A 14683-nucleotide genomic window follows, 5' to 3' on the forward strand; every position below is an offset into this window, starting at 1 on the left:
CGAGTGGGCCCGCCCCGCCTCACGCCGAGGCGTGGCTACAGCGTCTGCTGCACCCGCTCCGCCACCAGCTTGATGAAGCGCGACGGATCGCTCAGCTCACCGCCCTCGGCGAGCAGCGCCATGCTGTGGAGCAGCTCGGCGGTCTCCGCGAGACCGCTGTCGTCCTTGCGCTCGGCGTGGGCCTTGCGCAACCCGCTGACCAGCGGATGGGTCGGGTTCAGCTCCAGGATGCGCTTGATCTCGGGCAGGCTCTGGCCCATCGAGCGGTAGATGTTCTCCAGGGCCGGGGTGACATCGAAGGTGTCCCCGACGATGCAGGCCGGGGAGGTGGTCAGCCGTGAGGACAGCCGTACCTCCTTGACCTGGTCGCTCAGCGTCGACGTCATCCAGGAGAGCAGCTCGGCGAAGTCCTTCTGCCGCTGCTCCCGCTCGGCCTCCGCCTCCTCGTCCTCCTCGTCCCTTGAGTCGAGGTCGACCTGCCCCTTGGCGATGGAGCGGAGCTGCTTGCCGTCGAACTCCGGCACGGCGTCGACCCACAGCTCGTCGATGGGGTCGGTGAGGAGGAGCACCTCGAAGCCCTTGTCCCGGAACGCCTCCATATGGGGCGAGCTCTCCATGATCGACCGGGACTCGCCGGTCATGTAGTAGATGTGCTCCTGCCCGTCCTTCATGCGCTCGGCATAACCGCGCAGCGTGGTCGGCTGCTCGGCGTCATGGGTCGAGGCGAACGAACACACCTCGAGGATCGCCTCGCGGTTCTCCAGATCGCTGAGGAGACCTTCCTTGAGAACGCGGCCGAATTCCTTCCAGAAGGTCGCGTAGCGTTCCGCGTCGGAGGACAGGATGTCCTTCACCGTCGAGAGCACCTTCTTCACCAGACGCCGCCGCATCAGCTGAATCTGGCGGTCCTGCTGAAGGGTTTCCCGCGAGACGTTCAGCGAGAGGTCCGCGGCGTCCACGACGCCCTTGACGAAGCGGAGGTATTCCGGCATCAGCGCTTCGCAGTCGTCCATGATGAAGACGCGCTTCACATAGAGCTGCACACCCCGCTTGCGGTCCTGCATATACAGGTCCTGCGGTGCACGGGCCGGAATGAACAGCAGCGACTGGTATTCGAAGGTGCCCTCCGCCTGCATGCGGATGGTCTCGAGCGGATCGACCCAGTCATGGCTGATGTGCTTGTAGAACTCGTGGTATTCCTCGTCGGTGACCTCGTCCTTGGGACGGGCCCACAGCGCCTTCATCGAGTTCACGGTCTCGAGCTCGGGCGACTTCTCGTCGCCCTCCTCCGCCTGCTCCGCCTCGTCCGCCGGGGCCGGGGCCTGGGCGGGGGCCATCCTGATGGGCCAGGTGATGAAGTCCGAGTGCTGCTTGACGATTTCCCGGATCTTCCGAGGCGAGGCGTAGTCGTAGAGGTGGTCCTCGGTGTCCTCCGCCTTGAGCTTCAGCGTCACGGAGGTGCCCTGGGGGGCGTCGTCGAACGGCTCGATGGTGTAGGTGCCCTCGCCGCTGGAGACCCAGCGGGTGCCCTGGCTCTCCCCGGCGTGACGGGTCTCCATGGTCACCTCGTCGGCCACCATGAAGCTGGAGTAGAAGCCCACTCCGAACTGCCCGATGAGATCCGCGGAAGCGGCCGCGTCCTTCGACTCCCGCAGCTCCTTGAGGAATTTCGCGGTGCCGGAGTTCGCGATGGTGCCGATGAGCTCCACGACCCCCTCATGCGACATGCCGATGCCATTGTCGCGGATGGTCAGTGTGCGCGACTCCTGGTCGACCTCGATGGCGATATGGAGATCGGAGGTGTCCGCCTGGAGGTTCTCGTCGCGGAGCGATTCGAGGCGCAGTCTGTCCAGCGCGTCGGAAGCGTTGGAGATGAGCTCGCGCAGAAAGACGTCCTTGTTCGAGTAGATCGAATGGATCATCAACTGCAGAAGCTGTCGTGCCTCGACCTGAAACTCGAAAGTCTCGACCCCTGTAGTCAACTGTTTCCCCTCATGAGATAAGTGTCGACGCCGTCAAGCACAGTGCGTCATCGGCAGCCTATCGAAGGTGAGGGGTGTCGAGCGGCCTTCCGGGTAGATGACGGACGGCCGCTCACGGAGCCGGATGCGGTGGCCCCGGGCGAGGGGGCCCGGTGGCCCCGGGCGACGGGGCCGGAGCGCGTCAGCCGCCGCCGCGCACCTTGCTCCAGTCCAGGGCCTCGGCGGCCTCGCGCTGGATTTCCTCGGCCGCCTCCCGGGCCTCCGCGGGGACGTCGCCGTGCTCCGCCACGAGGCTGTCGTAGATCGGCACGAAGTCTGATTTGTCTGTCGCGGTCATGTGGCGCACTTTCTTGGGTACGGATTCCGGGTCGGCTCCCGGCTACCCGATCTATCAAACAGGCATGCTTTGGCGTCGATCACAGGGGGGCTCCCGGTGATCCGCAGGCGCCCGGCGCGCCGGAACGCGCCGGGACCCGCCGGTCAGTGCGCGGTGGCCGCCGCCTCCAGCACGAAGACCGGGATCTGGCGGTCGGTCTTCGTCTGGTAGTCGGCGTAGTCCGGGTACGCCTCGACGGCGCGCTCCCACCACCGGGCCTTCTCCTCGCCGGTGACCTCGCGCGCGGTCATGTCCTGCCGCAGCGGGCCGTCCTGGAGCTCGACCCGCGGGTCGGCCACGACGTTGTAGTACCAGACCGGATGTTTGGGGGAGCCGCCCAGTGAGGCGACGACGGCGTAGGCGCCGTTGTGCTCCACCCGCATCAGCGGGGTCTTGCGGATCTTCCCGCTCTTCGCGCCCAGCGTCGTCAGGACGATCACGGGCATGCTCCGCATGGTCGTTCCCTCGGTGCCACCGGAGCTCTCGATCAGTTCGACCTGATCGCGTACGAACTTCTCCGGGCTCGGCTCGTACTCACCTTGCAACGGCATGATGTCCGTCCCCTTGTCTCGTGTGCGAAGACTCGCCTTGCGTCTCCCCGTGCCGATGGTCAACACGGGGAGTGCGCGAGATCATCCCGGCGGCTCCGGCCGTCGGGGCGGCGACGCGAGGGGATCGGCCGCGGGCCGGGGGTTCGTCCGTCACGCCGCCAGGCGGCGCCGGGCGGGGGAGGGCGAGGGGGAGGGGGCGGAGGCGGGGGTTTCCTGGTCACCGTTCCGCTCCGCCGCGCGCTTCGACTCATCGGAGTGACGTCCCTGAGGAGGGAAGGTCAGGTCCGGTACGTCGACGACCGGCGGCAGATCGGGAGTGAGCATTGACTGCTCATTTCTGTTCATGGCCAGCGGGTACCCAGGCGCGGCGGACTCACCCTGCGATACCGGTCACAGTCGGACATGGTGGTCAGATCGACGGTTCGTCCCCGTGCGGGACGGGCCGCCGAACGGCCGGTGTGCACCCCCGCGGCACACCGGCCGCCGCACGGCGGCCGGTGTGGCCGGTTCAGCCCACGCGTTCGATGCGTGCGTTACGGATCAGGAATTTGCCCGGCTCACGGACCTGCTCGAAGGCGGTGTTGTTGAGCAGGGCGCAGCTGCCCGAGGTCGAGGTGACGGAGACAGTTGTCGACTTGTCGTTGTCGAGATTGGTCACCTTGAGCTTGGTGCCGACCGGGAACTCATTGCTGGAGGCGGCCGGGGCCCCGCCCTCGCCGGACAGGGTGACGGTCGACCCCGCGCAGACGACCTCGCCCGAGGCGCCGGCATCTCCGGCGCCGGGGTCCGAGGCCCCCGCCGAGGCGGAAGCCGACGCGGAGGCGCCGCCCTCGTCATGGCCCGCTGCCTCGTCCTGGCCCGCGGCTCCCTCCGCCTGGCCCGCGGCCTCGTCGACGGCGCACCCCGAGGCCTGCTGCTTCCGCTTGATCTCCTCGATGACGGCCTGCCGGTTGGCTATCCGCGCCTCTGACTGCGCATCCGGATTGGCCTGCTGATCGGCGATGAACTTCGCGTTGTTGGCCAGCGCCTGCTCCAGCCCGGCGCAGGCCGTCGAGGACTGTGCCGCGCCCTCGGTGCTGGCGTTGCTGGTGGCGGCCAGCACCCCGGCGCCGGTGCCCGCCAGTGCCAGCGAACCGATCAGCAGGCCAAGCTTCTTCTTGCCGCTGAGTGTCCTTTTGCGTGTCATGTCGACTCCTTTTCGAGCTGTCCGCCATGCCATACGGGCGGATGCGGGAGTCGTCTCAGGGCCGGGCGGAAATTTTTCGGGGAAATGTGGTTGAGAATTGAACGGTGGCGAGTTCTGCGGGCTCGACCTTAAAAGGGCCTTAAGGCTTCATGAAGCCTTAAGGCCTTTTCCGGAGGTGACCCGATTTCGTCAGTCCAGCCGCTGGTGCAGGAAGCCCAGCGTGCTCTGCCAGGCGGATGTCGCGGATTCCGCGTGATAGGACGGGCGCTCGTCATTGAAGAAGGCGTGACCCGCGGGGTAGAGCCGGAAGTCCGGCTCCACGCCGGACTCCTCCCGCATGACCCGGCGCAGCCGCTCCAGGCCGTCCAGCGGAATGGTGTTGTCGTTCTCCCCGAAATGGCCCAGGACGTCGGCCCGCAGCCCCGAGAAGTCCGGCAGCTCGCCCTGGATGACGCCGTAGAAGGGCACCGCCGCGCTGACCCGGGGATCGGCGGCGGCCAGATACAGCACGAAGCCGCCGCCCATGCAGAAGCCGACCGCCCCCACGGTGGGGGAGGTGACCTCGGGCCGGCCGAGGAGATGGTCCACCGCCCCGGAGAGCAGCTCGACTCCGCGCCCCACCGGCAGTTCCTGCATCATCCGGTACGCCTCGTCGGCGTTATGGGCGACGCCGCCCCCGTACAGATCGGGCGCCAGCGCGACGAAGCCCTCGCGGGCCAGCCGGTCGGTGACATCGGCGATGTGATGGTCCAGGCCCCACCACTCCTGAATGACGATCAGCCCGGGGCCCCGCCCGGACGGCGGCAGCGCGAGGTAGCCGTGCGCGGTGGCTCCAGCGCTGGGGAAGGTGACGTGTCGGCGGGCGGGGGAGCCGGTCGGCTCCGGGGCCTCGGGCATGGCGGATCGCTCCTGTCGTACCGATCGTCGGTGGCCCCACCCATCGTAGGGACGGCCCGCGCCACCTGGGCCGGAGTCCAGCCGCCCTGTTCGGCGACCTCAAGTACCGCGGTGATGGTGGCCTCCTCGTTGTGTGCGGTCGTCCCGGGTGGCATGGGTGGTCAGCCGTCCCGGCTCACCAAGGCGGTACTTGCCGGTGAGCTTGCCGCCCGCGAGCGGGCCCCACGCCAGCACGGCCAGGTCGAAGGCGCGCGCCTGGGGGAGGAGTTCGCGGCCGGGGGTGCGCGCCAGCAGGTTGTAGCGCAGTTGTGAGCCTGCGAAGCAGGTCCAGCCGCGCAGCTCGGCGAGAGAGCGCTCCAGGGCAACTCACCGGGTGTGGCGGCGGTCGCCGCCACACCCGGTGAGGCGGGTCACGACACGGCCGAGGCGCGGATGTCGTGTCCGTCCGCGGTCAGACAGCGGCCCGTGGTCAGGTCGTAGCGCCAGCCGTGCAGGGTGCAGGTGAGCACCTCGCCCTCGATCTGCCCGAACCGGCCGAGGTCGGCGCGCAGATGGGGGCACCGCCGCTGCACCCGCCAGCCGTCCAGCTCGATGTCCTGGCCGTCGTCCTGGCAGGAGTCGTAGTAGTTCTCCACGTACTCGATGCGCTCCATCGACAGGCACTTGAAGAACACATAGAGGAATTCGTTGTACGGCCCGACCCGGCTCGCGGTGAACCGCATCGACAGCAGCAGGCTGTTGGACCAGTCCACCTCGCGCCGCTCGATGTTGGTGGCCACCAGATCGGCCGAGGTGGACAGCGTGTAGCGGCAGCGCTCACCGTCCCAGAGGCGGACCTCCCGCGCCGGGAAGTCGATCACGATCGGCACCTCGCCCACATCCAGCCGCGCCGGGCCGCCGACGCCCGCGCAGATCCGGTCGGCCCTGGTCAGCAGCGGTTCCCACCACTGCTTCAGCTCGGTCAGCAGCCGCTCGCGCGGCAGCGCGGGGGACCGTGAGGCGCGCTCGGCGGCGAGCGCGGTCCGCTGCCGGCGGGCGAACTCCCGTAAGTACGCGGGCTTCTCACCGAAGATGTGCTCGATCTCCGCCTCGGTGTAGCGGTGGGTGAGCTTGCACGCGGTCTCCTCCGGCTCCGCCACCGTTCCCGGCAGCAGCAGATGCGCCGTCACCCGCGGGCGCGCGCGGCCCAGCTGGCGCAGGAACTCCAGCTGGTCCACGAAGATGCTCTCCCCGTCCTGACCGGTGCCGTTGTGCTCGAAGAGCTCGTCGTCGAGGAAGCACGGCGGACCCGCGTTGGGGAACACATGCTTGGCTTCCACCGCGTCGATGTAGCGCAGCGCCCGGTCGAACTGCCCCTGCCGCTTGCGCGCGGCGAACTCCTTCTTGGCGGAGAGCGGCAGCTGGTACACCATCGGGTACCAGATCGCCCCGGAGAACTGGACGAAGTACGCGTCCACCTCGCCGAACTCCCGGATCGCCGCGATGTCCAGCGGATGGGCGTCGTTCTGGTTGAGCAGCACCGTCCGGCCGTCGTCCAGCGAGAGCGCGGAGTCGCCGATGGGGCCGTCCCCGGGGCCGGTCAGCGCGGTGATCATGATGCGCAGACCGTCGCGCTCGACCGGTGTACCGGAGGGGGCGCGGAGGAAGTTGGTGAAACCCAGCGCGCTCAGCTCGCGTTCCAGCTCATCGGTGGCGAAGGCCGGAAGCAGCACCGTGATGTCCTTGCGCACGTTCCGGCGCAGGTTCTCCGCGTCGAAGTGGTCGCGGTGCAGATGGGAGACATACAGATAGTCCGCCGCGCGCCCGTAGTGCGCCCAGTCCAGATCGGTGTTGTCCGGGAACGGAAACCACGAGCCGAAGAAGGCGGGGTTGACCCATGGATCGCAGAGCACCGACCCCGCCGCGGTCTCGATGAACAGCCCAGCATGTCCAAGTCCGGTCACGCGCATACCACAGCACCCCAACCCGGTCGGTGATGTCCGATATCTCCACCGTGTCGGGGTTCATGGCCATGTGCATCCGCGGCTGCGCTTGCCGGGTGGTGCGATCCGCCACCCGGGTCATGTCGGTGTCTTCGTCATGAGACGGTGGGCGCGACGGTCGTCCGCCGCTTGGGCGCGGATCCCGGAAGGCGCCCTCCACGTCGGCGAGGGGTGCGGATGAGGAGGGTCTGGGTGGTGCGGATCACGTTGCTCGCGCCCGCCGTCAACGCGGCGCTGCGGCAGGTGCGGTTCGACGACGCCCCGCCGGACGCGGCCGGGGTGCGCCGGGCCACGGCGGCGGCCGCGGCGCTGCCCCACCACGACATGGCGTTCACCGCGCCCGCCGAGCGCTGCCGCGGTACCGCCGCGGCCCTGGGGCTCGACGCCACCGTGACGCCGGAGCTGGGCGGTCTCGACATGGGCCGCTGGCGGGGCCGTTCGCTGGACGAGGTGGGACAGGAGGCGCCGGAGGAGGTCGCCGCGTGGCTGTCCGACCCGGCCGCGGCGCCGCACGGCGGCGAAACGCTGCTGCAGCTGGTGGAGCGGATCGGGGCCTGGCTGGAGGCGCGGCGGGAAAGTCCGGCACCGGCGGCGCCGGTCGCACCGCCCGCCCCCGCCGGTGAGACGCACCGGGAGGGCCCGCACCCGGCCGCGCCGCCCGCACCGCCCGTCCCCGCCCGTGAGGCGCGGCTGCTCGCCGTCGTGGAACCGGCCGTGGTCCGGGCCGCGCTCGTCCACGCCCTCGGCCTGCCCGCGCCCACCTTCTGGCGGCTGGACGTCGCCCCGCTGACCGCGACGGAGCTCAGCGGTCGCGCGGGCCGGTGGAATCTGCGCTGCGGACACCCGCTGGCGGGGAGCGCGCCGTAACGAAATGATCTCTCCGATGGCGTGTCACCACCGGATGCGCTGTCGTGTCCTGATGGCATCCCCCACCACCAGGCTCCGCCCCGCCACCAGGCTCCGCCCCGCCACCGCCACCGTCTGCGCCGCCGCGCTGGCGCTGCTCACCGCGTGCGGCGGTGGCGGTGGCGGTGGCGGTGGAGGCGATGAGACCAAGGGCGGCGACGGGGCCGGGAAGAGCACGGCCGCACCCGTCGTCACCCCCACCGCGACCGCTCCCGTCCCCCGGGGCAAGGGCAGCGCCCTGGCGGACGACCTCAATGGCGACGGCCGCCCCGAGCTCGGAATCCCGATCGCCTCCGACGACGACGAGCTCGGCGGCCTGCGCCGTATCGCCTATGTGTACGGCTCGGCGAAGGGCCCCGACCCCGCCGTCCGCACCGTGCTCGGCCGAGCCGACCTCGGCCTGCCCACCGGCGCCGGGTGGCAGGGCACCGCGGGCGAGATGGACTCCGCGACCACCGCCGACCTCGACGGCGACGGCTACGCCGATGTGATCGCCACCGCCACCAAGGAGCGCGACCCGGCCAGTAGCGAGCGCGTGCACATCACCACCCAGACGCTGCCCTACATCGCCTGGGGCGGCCCCGACGGGCCACGCCGGGGAACCCCCGCCACCCCGGTACGGCTGGCCGACGCCGACGACGGCCTCGAGAACTCGCGGCCCCTGGCGACGGGCGACTTCAACGGGGACGGACACCACGATCTGGCCGCCGTGCGCCAGAGCGGCAAGGACTTCCATGTGCTGTACGGCCCGTTCGGCCGCGACGGCAAGGCGGCCCGTACCGAGACGTACGCCAACCCCCTCGGCTCCAGTGGCCAGATCGCGGAGCTGTACGCCGACGCCATCGACGGCGACCACCCCACCGATCTGGTGGTGCACGAGCAGGGCGACGACGATCAGACGAGGTCCGCGCTGCTCACGGCGGGCCCGGACGGCCTCGCCACCACCGGCCGCACCCTCCGCAAGGGCAACGCGATCGCCTTCGGCGACTTCGACGGCGACGGGAAGCGGGATGTGGCGGTCGCCGACACCGGCAGTCGCAATGACGAACCGGGCTATGAGACCGAACCCGCGGACGTCAGCCAGTCGGTGAGCGTGTACCCCAAACGCACGGCCGGCTCGACCCCCGAGCCGATCAGGATCCCCGCGCTGGGCGGCGATGTGCTCGCCGCCGCCGACACCGACGGGGACGGCACCGACGAGCTGGCCGTCTCGCTGCGCACCGGCGGCACCGAACTGCTGACGATCCGCCCGGACGCCCCCGGAGAGATCGCCCACCGCCGCACCCTCGACCGCACCGTCCCGTCCCGCGTGGACGGCCGCGAGGTGCCGAAGAAGCGGCGCGCCGTCAAGCTCTACGGCGCCGGGGACTTCGACCACGACGGCAAGGACGAGGTCGTGCTGGCCTGGGGGCCGGACCCGCTCTTCGCGCTCTACGGGGAGAAGCCGCAACGGTTCTGGGTGACCGACGGCACCGACGACACGGTGGTGTTCACCAGCGAGCCCTACGGCAAGGGCGGCTCATGAGGCCCGGTGCGCCACCGCACGCGTGTCCGCGCGCACGACCTCTTCGCCCGGCCCGGCCGACGCCCTACTGTGGGCGTCAGCCGGCTGGGGAGGGGGAGGCGGATGACGACCGGGGGAACCTCCGGGGAGGATGAGCGGGGGAGTGGTCCGGAACCGCCCCATGGGGCCGTGATCGGCGGCCGGTACGAGCTGCGCGGGCGCATGGGCCGGGGCGGCCTGAGCACGGTGTGGGACGCCCGCGATGTGGTGTCCGGCCGTCCGGTCACCGTCAAGGAGCTGCACCCGGTCGAGGATCCCGACCCGGTGGCGTACCGGCGGTGGGTCGAACGGCTGCGCCATGAGGTACGCCTCCTCGCCACGACCGTGCATGAGCACCTGCCCGCCATCTACGACCTGGCCCAGCGGGACCGCCGGGTCTGGATCGTCATGGAGCGCCTCGACCAGCGTTCGCTGGCGGACCGGATACGGGAGTGGTACGGGCGGCCGGACGTGCTCGAGATCGCCCGGATCGGCCTGGGAGTGCTGAGCGGATTACGCGCGCTGTACGCGATGGGCATGGCCCACGGGGACGTCAAACCGCTGAACATCCTCTTCCGTCCGGGCGGCGGCCCGGTGCTGGTGGACCATCTCGGCCTGGCCTTCGAGCGCGACGGCACGATGGTCGGGACTCCCCGCTACATGGCACCGGAACGCTTCACGCCCCCGTCCTCCCCGGCGGCCGGAGAAGCGATGTTCAAGGCCGATCTGTGGTCCCTGGGCGTGACCCTGTACGAGGCCGTCGAGGGCCGCGCACCGTTCGTGGGGGACACGGTGTCCGAGGTGATGCACGCGGTGCTCAACGACTCGCCGCCGCCCATGAGATACGCGGGTCCGCTGCGGCCGCTGATCGAGGGTCTGCTGGTCAAGGAGCCCGAAGGGCGGCTGACTGCCGGGCAGGCCGAGGCGCTGCTGCGCGACGTGGCCCGGGGTGAGCCCAGGTCCGGCCCCAGCGTCGGGGCAGCGGCCCGCCCGGCCCCCGCGGGGGCCGCCGAGGCCATGCGGCCGGCCCCCCGGGCGAGCGGCGCGGGCGTCGGAATCCTCGCCCCGATCGCCGTCGTGCTGGGGGTCCTCCTGGCCGTGTCGGGGACGGTGGCCCTGCCCTCGCTGAGCCCGGACTCCTGGGACGACGTTCCGGGATGGGTGGGGCCCGGGTGTCTCGGCCTGCTGTGGCTGGGGCTCGCGGCGCGCGGCTTCGCGTCGGCCAGACAGCGGGACGGGCGGGCGCGCCGGCTCGACGCCCTGCGCCCGGACGCCGGGGTGGGGCCCGCCCGCCCCGCCGGGCCCTGGCAGGCGCTGCGCGAGGGATATCTGGCGTCCCTGGCGATCCCTCAGCCCCCGGCCCGGCGGGCGCGGCGTCCGGTGGAGCGAGAGATGGAGCGGGACATGGCCGACTTCCTCACCGCGCTCGGCCCGCCTCCGCCACGGGCGGCGGGCACGGACCCCGCACCCCGTCCGGACCGTCCGGGGGAGGCTCCGTGACCGAGAACGCGAGTGAGAATCCCACGCCGGGCAGCCCGCCGGAGACGGCGGTGCCCTGGGGCGACCGGCTGCCGGTGGAGCAGGCCAAGGAGTGGGAGGCGGTCAGGCCCGGCACGGTGGAGTGGATGCTCACCGAGCTCCAGCGGGAGCGTGAGCACCGCCGCCGCATGGACTGGGTCCACACGGGGCTGCAGGCGTTCGGCTCGCTGCTGGGCGCGGGCACGGTCGTGGCGTACATCTGGGTGGCCACGTACTTCCTCGCCCACGACGCCGCGACCCAGGGCGCGGCCATCCTCGGCGGCGGCACGGCCGCCCTGGTCGGGGGGTTCCTCGGCAAGCGCTACGGCGACCGGCGCTGATCCCGGGGGGCCGCGGTCCGCCCCACCGGGATCCGCGGCTCCGGCCGGGGAGTGAGCAGGACGTCGCTTCCTTACGTATGAGGGGGTGGGCCTTCGCCGTCCGAGGCCCCCGGCTGGATCGACGTAAGGAGACAGGGTGGTGAAGCACATGCGGCGCGGCGTGCGCCGGGTCGTGCGGTTCGCGGCTGTCGGGGCACTGGTCTGTGGCGGGGTGATGGTCTCTCAGGCCGGGCCGGGCGGATCGGCCCACGGGACGACCGGGAGCGGCGGTCCGAGAGCCCTGAGCGCGGACCGGACGGACGATGTGGGCGGACGGCTGGTGTCCGCGCTCGGCGCCTCCCGTACGGCGGGCAACTGGATCGGGGCCGACGGGCGCCCGGTGGTCGCGGTGACGGACGACACGGCGGCGGACGAGGTCGGCCGGGCCGGGGCCACCGCCAAACGGGTGCGCTACAGCATGGCGGACCTGGACTCGGCGACCGAGAGGCTGCGCTCGGCGCCCCGGGTGGCGGGCACCGCCTGGATGGTGGACCCCAAGTCCAACCAGGTGGTGCTGGCCGGTGACAGCACCGTCTCCACCGCCCGCTGGTCGAAGATGAAGGACCTCGCCGCGGAGGTGGGCGGCGCGGTGCGCGCACAGCGGACGGAGGGCTCCTTCACCACCAGAACCGCCGGTGCCTCGCCCATGTTCACCAACGGCAGCCGCTGCTCGGCCGGTTTCAACGTCACCAACGGCCAGACCAATTTCATCCTGACGGCGGGACACTGCGGCCCCAACGGCACCCCCTGGTTCACCGACGGCACCGGCTCCACCCGCATCGGCACCACGGTCCAGACCAGCTTCCCCGGCAATGACTTCTCCCTGGTGCGCTACGACAACGCCGCGCTCGACCAGAACAGCGTGGTCAACGTCGGTGGCGGCCGGACGGTGCGGGTCACCGGTGTGGCCGATCCGGTCGTGGGCCAGGAGGTGTTCCGCAGCGGCAGCACCACCGGGCTGCGCTCGGGCAAGGTGACCGGGCTCAACGCCACGGTCAACTACCCCGAGGGCACGGTCACCGGGCTTGTCCAGACCACCGTGTGCGCCGAGCCCGGCGACAGCGGGGGGCCGCTCTTCGCCCAGGGCGTGGCGCTCGGCGTCACCTCCGGCGGCAGCGGCGACTGCGACCGGGGCGGGGTGACCTTCTTCCAGCCCGTGACCAAGGCGCTGACCGCGCTCGGGGTGTCCATCCCGGGCGCCAAGACCCAGAGCCCCAACCCGTCCATCGCCTCCGGCGCGTCCGGGAGTTCAGGGGTCGACGACGGTGTCTCGACGCTCGACGACGTCGTGGCGTACGCCCAGGGCTTCGGGCCCGGTCTGGTGGTCATCGTGGTGGGGTTCGTGGGGCTGCTGTCGACGCTGACCATCCGGCCCCGGCGGCGTCGCTACCGCGGCTACTCGACCGGCTGGGGATGAGAGCCTGTGTCATATCCCCGGCCGGGCGTGCGACGCCTGGCACGCTCCCCCAGCTACCGCTGGGAGGTGCCCCCTCTCGCGGCGTTGCCGAAACGCCCATGTGGCTCCGCCACGAGGGCGCTCCGGCGCCTTGCGATCGCACGCTCCCCCAGCTACCGCTGGGAGGTGCCCCCTGACGCCGCACGCTGATCCGGCCGGGGATATGACACAGGCTCTGAGCCGCCCCGGTGGCCTCCCGGGGCGGTGGCAGCGCGCAGATCGCGATGCCTCGCTCGATGAGGCTGCCCATGACGAGGAGATCGCCGAGCGCACACACGCTCGTGGCCATCCGGTACGGGGTCCGGCGCCGCACCAGATGGCGGACGACCCGGCCGTCGGGGGCGATCGCCAGGGCGCGCACCGTGCGCCGCGGGCGGGGGCGGAGCCGGGTGGCGACGGGCACCGCCACCCTTCTGAGCGGGCCGGGTGCGCGGTGCAGCAGATCGAGGGCGGGCTCCCGCGGCGCGGCTATGGCCACCCAGATGACACCGTCGGGGCCACGGGTGAGATTGTCCGGGAAGCCCGGCAGATCGCGGAGGAGGAGGTCCCGTGTCCCGGCCCGGCGGCCGGTCAGCCACAGCCGGCTGATCCGGTAGGCGCCGCTCTCGACCACGGCCACATACGACTCGTCGGCGGCGAGGGCGACCCCGTTGGCGAACCGCAGCCCGTCCAGCACCACCTCCGGGCGGCCGCCCGGCCGCAGCCGGAGCAACTGCCCGGTGGCGGTGTTCTCCAGGATGTCGCCGAGCCAGTCCTCCAGGCCGTGGCGGCGGCTGGACACGGTGAAGTACACCGTGCCGTCCGCAGCCGTGGCGACGTTGCTGCAGAACCGCAGCGGACTGCCGGCCACCTCGTCGGCCACCACCCGTACGGACCCGTCGTCCGGGCCGACCCGCAGCAGCCCGCGCCGCGCGTCGCACACCAGCAGCCCGCCGTCGGGGCAGGGGACCAGCCCCAGCGGCCGGCCACCGGTGTGCGCGAGCACCTCGGAGCGGACGAGCTCATGGTCCGGCGACAGCGTCAGCCGCCGGACGGCGCCGTCAGCCGTCCCGGTGAGGATCCGGCCCTCCGCGTCCACAGCGACATGTTCCGGCCCGTGCGCCTCCGGCGCCAGAACCCGTGGCAGCGGCAGCGGTTCGGCCGCCACGCCCATCGGCGTACGGGACCGTGTCCGCGTACCGGCTCGCTTGCGCGGCATGGGCTCACACCGCCTTACGGGCCTTGGCGGCCCTGAGGCACCGCCGCATCTCCTCGGCGTAGGGCAGCACCACGCACGCGCCGATGCCGAGCCCGATGGCCGCCAGATAGCGCACGGGCAGCGGGTTGTCCTTGGGCAGCAGCTTCCAGTCCTCGGGCCGGTCCCCGCCGCGCAGCGCCGCCCGGACCTGGTCCCAGTGCAGACAGCAGGTGAACGCCATCGCCGACAGCGGCAGCACCTCCAGGAAGCTGTGGATGTGCTGCTCCACCGGGCGCACCTCACGCTCCCCGGTGGCCAGGCTCACATCCCACAGCGCGGTGGCGCCATGGGCGACGGCCGCTCCGCCCATCACCGACAGCACCAGCGGATTGACCCTGGCCAGCAGCCCCATCGCCACGGGGACACCGGCCTCCGTCATCATCAGGGCGTGGATCGCCGACTCCTTCGTGCCCGACGTCTCCTCGATCCTGGTCCGGCGGTGCATGAGCCAGTCCGCCACCGCCGGGACGAACCACAGCGGCATCACCCCGTACATCAGGAACCGCCGGTTGGCGTCCTCGACGTCCACGGCATTGCCCGGCACCCGCAGATCGCGTGGCCGCCGCCACCGCCGCCACGCACGGGTCACCGGGCTACGGGAAAGGGTCATCTCGCCTCCAGCACGACGTCGGAGAAGTCGGGTGCCCTCTTCGTATCGCGGACAAACGG

15 protein-coding genes are annotated in these 14683 nt (G+C 71.4%); 5 read left to right on the plus strand and 10 right to left on the minus strand.

The window, feature by feature from the left end; translation table 11 throughout:
* Positions 1-35 precede the first annotated feature (35 nt).
* The 8 genes from htpG to J2Z30_RS25715 all read right to left on the minus strand — a co-directional run bounded on the left by htpG (position 36) and on the right by J2Z30_RS25715 (position 6941).
* Complete coding sequence (gene htpG / locus J2Z30_RS25680) at positions 36-1982, minus strand: molecular chaperone HtpG (RefSeq protein WP_044580086.1); 1947 nt, start codon at positions 1980-1982, stop codon at positions 36-38.
* A gap of 181 nt (positions 1983-2163) precedes the next feature.
* The gene (locus J2Z30_RS25685) at positions 2164-2319 is read right to left on the minus strand and encodes a hypothetical protein (protein WP_209468837.1); all 156 of its coding nucleotides are present in this window, start codon (positions 2317-2319) and stop codon (positions 2164-2166) included.
* 143 nt (positions 2320-2462) lie between these two features.
* On the minus strand, positions 2463-2909 hold the full coding sequence (locus J2Z30_RS25690; RefSeq protein WP_044580087.1) for a nitroreductase family deazaflavin-dependent oxidoreductase: 447 nt from the start codon (positions 2907-2909) through the stop codon (positions 2463-2465).
* 150 nt (positions 2910-3059) lie between these two features.
* Positions 3060-3233 carry a hypothetical protein gene (locus tag J2Z30_RS25695; RefSeq protein WP_209468838.1) on the minus strand — a complete coding sequence of 58 codons (174 nt, stop codon included), beginning with the start codon at positions 3231-3233 and terminating at the stop codon, positions 3060-3062.
* Between the two features lie 184 nt (positions 3234-3417).
* Entirely contained in the window at positions 3418-4095 is a 678-nt protein-coding gene (locus J2Z30_RS25700) for an SCO2207 family protein (protein WP_044580088.1), read from the minus strand.
* A gap of 189 nt (positions 4096-4284) precedes the next feature.
* Positions 4285-4992: a dienelactone hydrolase family protein gene (locus J2Z30_RS25705; protein WP_044580089.1), complete on the minus strand. Its 708-nt coding sequence runs from the start codon at positions 4990-4992 to the stop codon at positions 4285-4287.
* Positions 4993-5091: 99 nt separating this feature from the next.
* Positions 5092-5352 (minus strand): aldo/keto reductase, encoded by a 261-nt coding sequence (locus J2Z30_RS25710; RefSeq protein ID WP_372453304.1) that lies wholly within the window; start codon positions 5350-5352, stop codon positions 5092-5094.
* Between the two features lie 50 nt (positions 5353-5402).
* Positions 5403-6941: a Rieske 2Fe-2S domain-containing protein gene (locus J2Z30_RS25715; RefSeq protein ID WP_044580091.1), complete on the minus strand. Its 1539-nt coding sequence runs from the start codon at positions 6939-6941 to the stop codon at positions 5403-5405.
* Positions 6942-7166: 225 nt separating this feature from the next.
* On the opposite strand from J2Z30_RS25715, the gene J2Z30_RS25720 reads away from it, so the two are divergent.
* From J2Z30_RS25720 to J2Z30_RS25740, 5 genes are all read left to right on the plus strand, one after another.
* Positions 7167-7841, plus strand: a complete 675-nt coding sequence (locus J2Z30_RS25720; protein WP_308280059.1) for a histidine phosphatase family protein — start codon at positions 7167-7169, stop codon at positions 7839-7841.
* Positions 7842-7893: 52 nt separating this feature from the next.
* The gene (locus J2Z30_RS25725; protein WP_245388433.1) at positions 7894-9405 is read left to right on the plus strand and encodes an FG-GAP repeat domain-containing protein; all 1512 of its coding nucleotides are present in this window, start codon (positions 7894-7896) and stop codon (positions 9403-9405) included.
* A gap of 102 nt (positions 9406-9507) precedes the next feature.
* Entirely contained in the window at positions 9508-10923 is a 1416-nt protein-coding gene (locus tag J2Z30_RS25730) for a serine/threonine-protein kinase (protein WP_078957155.1), read from the plus strand.
* Entirely contained in the window at positions 10920-11282 is a 363-nt protein-coding gene (locus J2Z30_RS25735; RefSeq protein WP_044580094.1) for a hypothetical protein, read from the plus strand. Before J2Z30_RS25730 ends, J2Z30_RS25735 begins: the two co-directional genes overlap by 4 nt.
* Positions 11283-11421: 139 nt before the next feature.
* On the plus strand, positions 11422-12738 hold the full coding sequence (locus J2Z30_RS25740) for a S1 family peptidase (RefSeq protein ID WP_044580095.1): 1317 nt from the start codon (positions 11422-11424) through the stop codon (positions 12736-12738).
* Here the strand turns inward: J2Z30_RS25740 and J2Z30_RS25745 are convergent.
* Together J2Z30_RS25745 and J2Z30_RS25750 are read right to left on the minus strand one after the other, a co-directional pair.
* Complete coding sequence (locus J2Z30_RS25745; protein WP_372453300.1) at positions 12647-13975, minus strand: SMP-30/gluconolactonase/LRE family protein; 1329 nt, start codon at positions 13973-13975, stop codon at positions 12647-12649. The genes J2Z30_RS25740 and J2Z30_RS25745 overlap by 92 nt on opposite strands.
* 4 nt (positions 13976-13979) lie before the next feature.
* Positions 13980-14624 (minus strand): diguanylate cyclase, encoded by a 645-nt coding sequence (locus J2Z30_RS25750; RefSeq protein ID WP_209468839.1) that lies wholly within the window; start codon positions 14622-14624, stop codon positions 13980-13982.
* Positions 14625-14683: the final 59 nt, after the last annotated feature.

It is taken from the genome of Streptomyces iranensis (assembly GCF_017874715.1).
In the GTDB taxonomy this organism is placed as follows: domain Bacteria; phylum Actinomycetota; class Actinomycetes; order Streptomycetales; family Streptomycetaceae; genus Streptomyces; species Streptomyces iranensis.

Bases quoted from the DNA above. Each gene is read 5' to 3' on its own strand.
- J2Z30_RS25700 (WP_044580088.1), bottom strand. From the start codon at position 4,095: ATGACACGCAAAAGGACACTCAGCGGCAAGAAGAAGCTTGGCCTGCTG.
- J2Z30_RS25715 (WP_044580091.1), bottom strand. From the start codon at position 6,941: ATGCGCGTGACCGGACTTGGACATGCTGGGCTGTTCATCGAGACCGCG.
- J2Z30_RS25730 (WP_078957155.1), top strand. From the start codon at position 9,508: ATGACGACCGGGGGAACCTCCGGGGAGGATGAGCGGGGGAGTGGTCCG.
- J2Z30_RS25690 (WP_044580087.1), bottom strand. From the start codon at position 2,909: ATGCCGTTGCAAGGTGAGTACGAGCCGAGCCCGGAGAAGTTCGTACGC.
- J2Z30_RS25750 (WP_209468839.1), bottom strand. From the start codon at position 14,624: ATGACCCTTTCCCGTAGCCCGGTGACCCGTGCGTGGCGGCGGTGGCGG.
- J2Z30_RS25745 (WP_372453300.1), bottom strand. From the start codon at position 13,975: ATGCCGCGCAAGCGAGCCGGTACGCGGACACGGTCCCGTACGCCGATG.
- J2Z30_RS25685 (WP_209468837.1), bottom strand. From the start codon at position 2,319: ATGACCGCGACAGACAAATCAGACTTCGTGCCGATCTACGACAGCCTC.
- J2Z30_RS25695 (WP_209468838.1), bottom strand. From the start codon at position 3,233: ATGCTCACTCCCGATCTGCCGCCGGTCGTCGACGTACCGGACCTGACC.
- J2Z30_RS25705 (WP_044580089.1), bottom strand. From the start codon at position 4,992: ATGCCCGAGGCCCCGGAGCCGACCGGCTCCCCCGCCCGCCGACACGTC.
- J2Z30_RS25725 (WP_245388433.1), top strand. From the start codon at position 7,894: ATGGCATCCCCCACCACCAGGCTCCGCCCCGCCACCAGGCTCCGCCCC.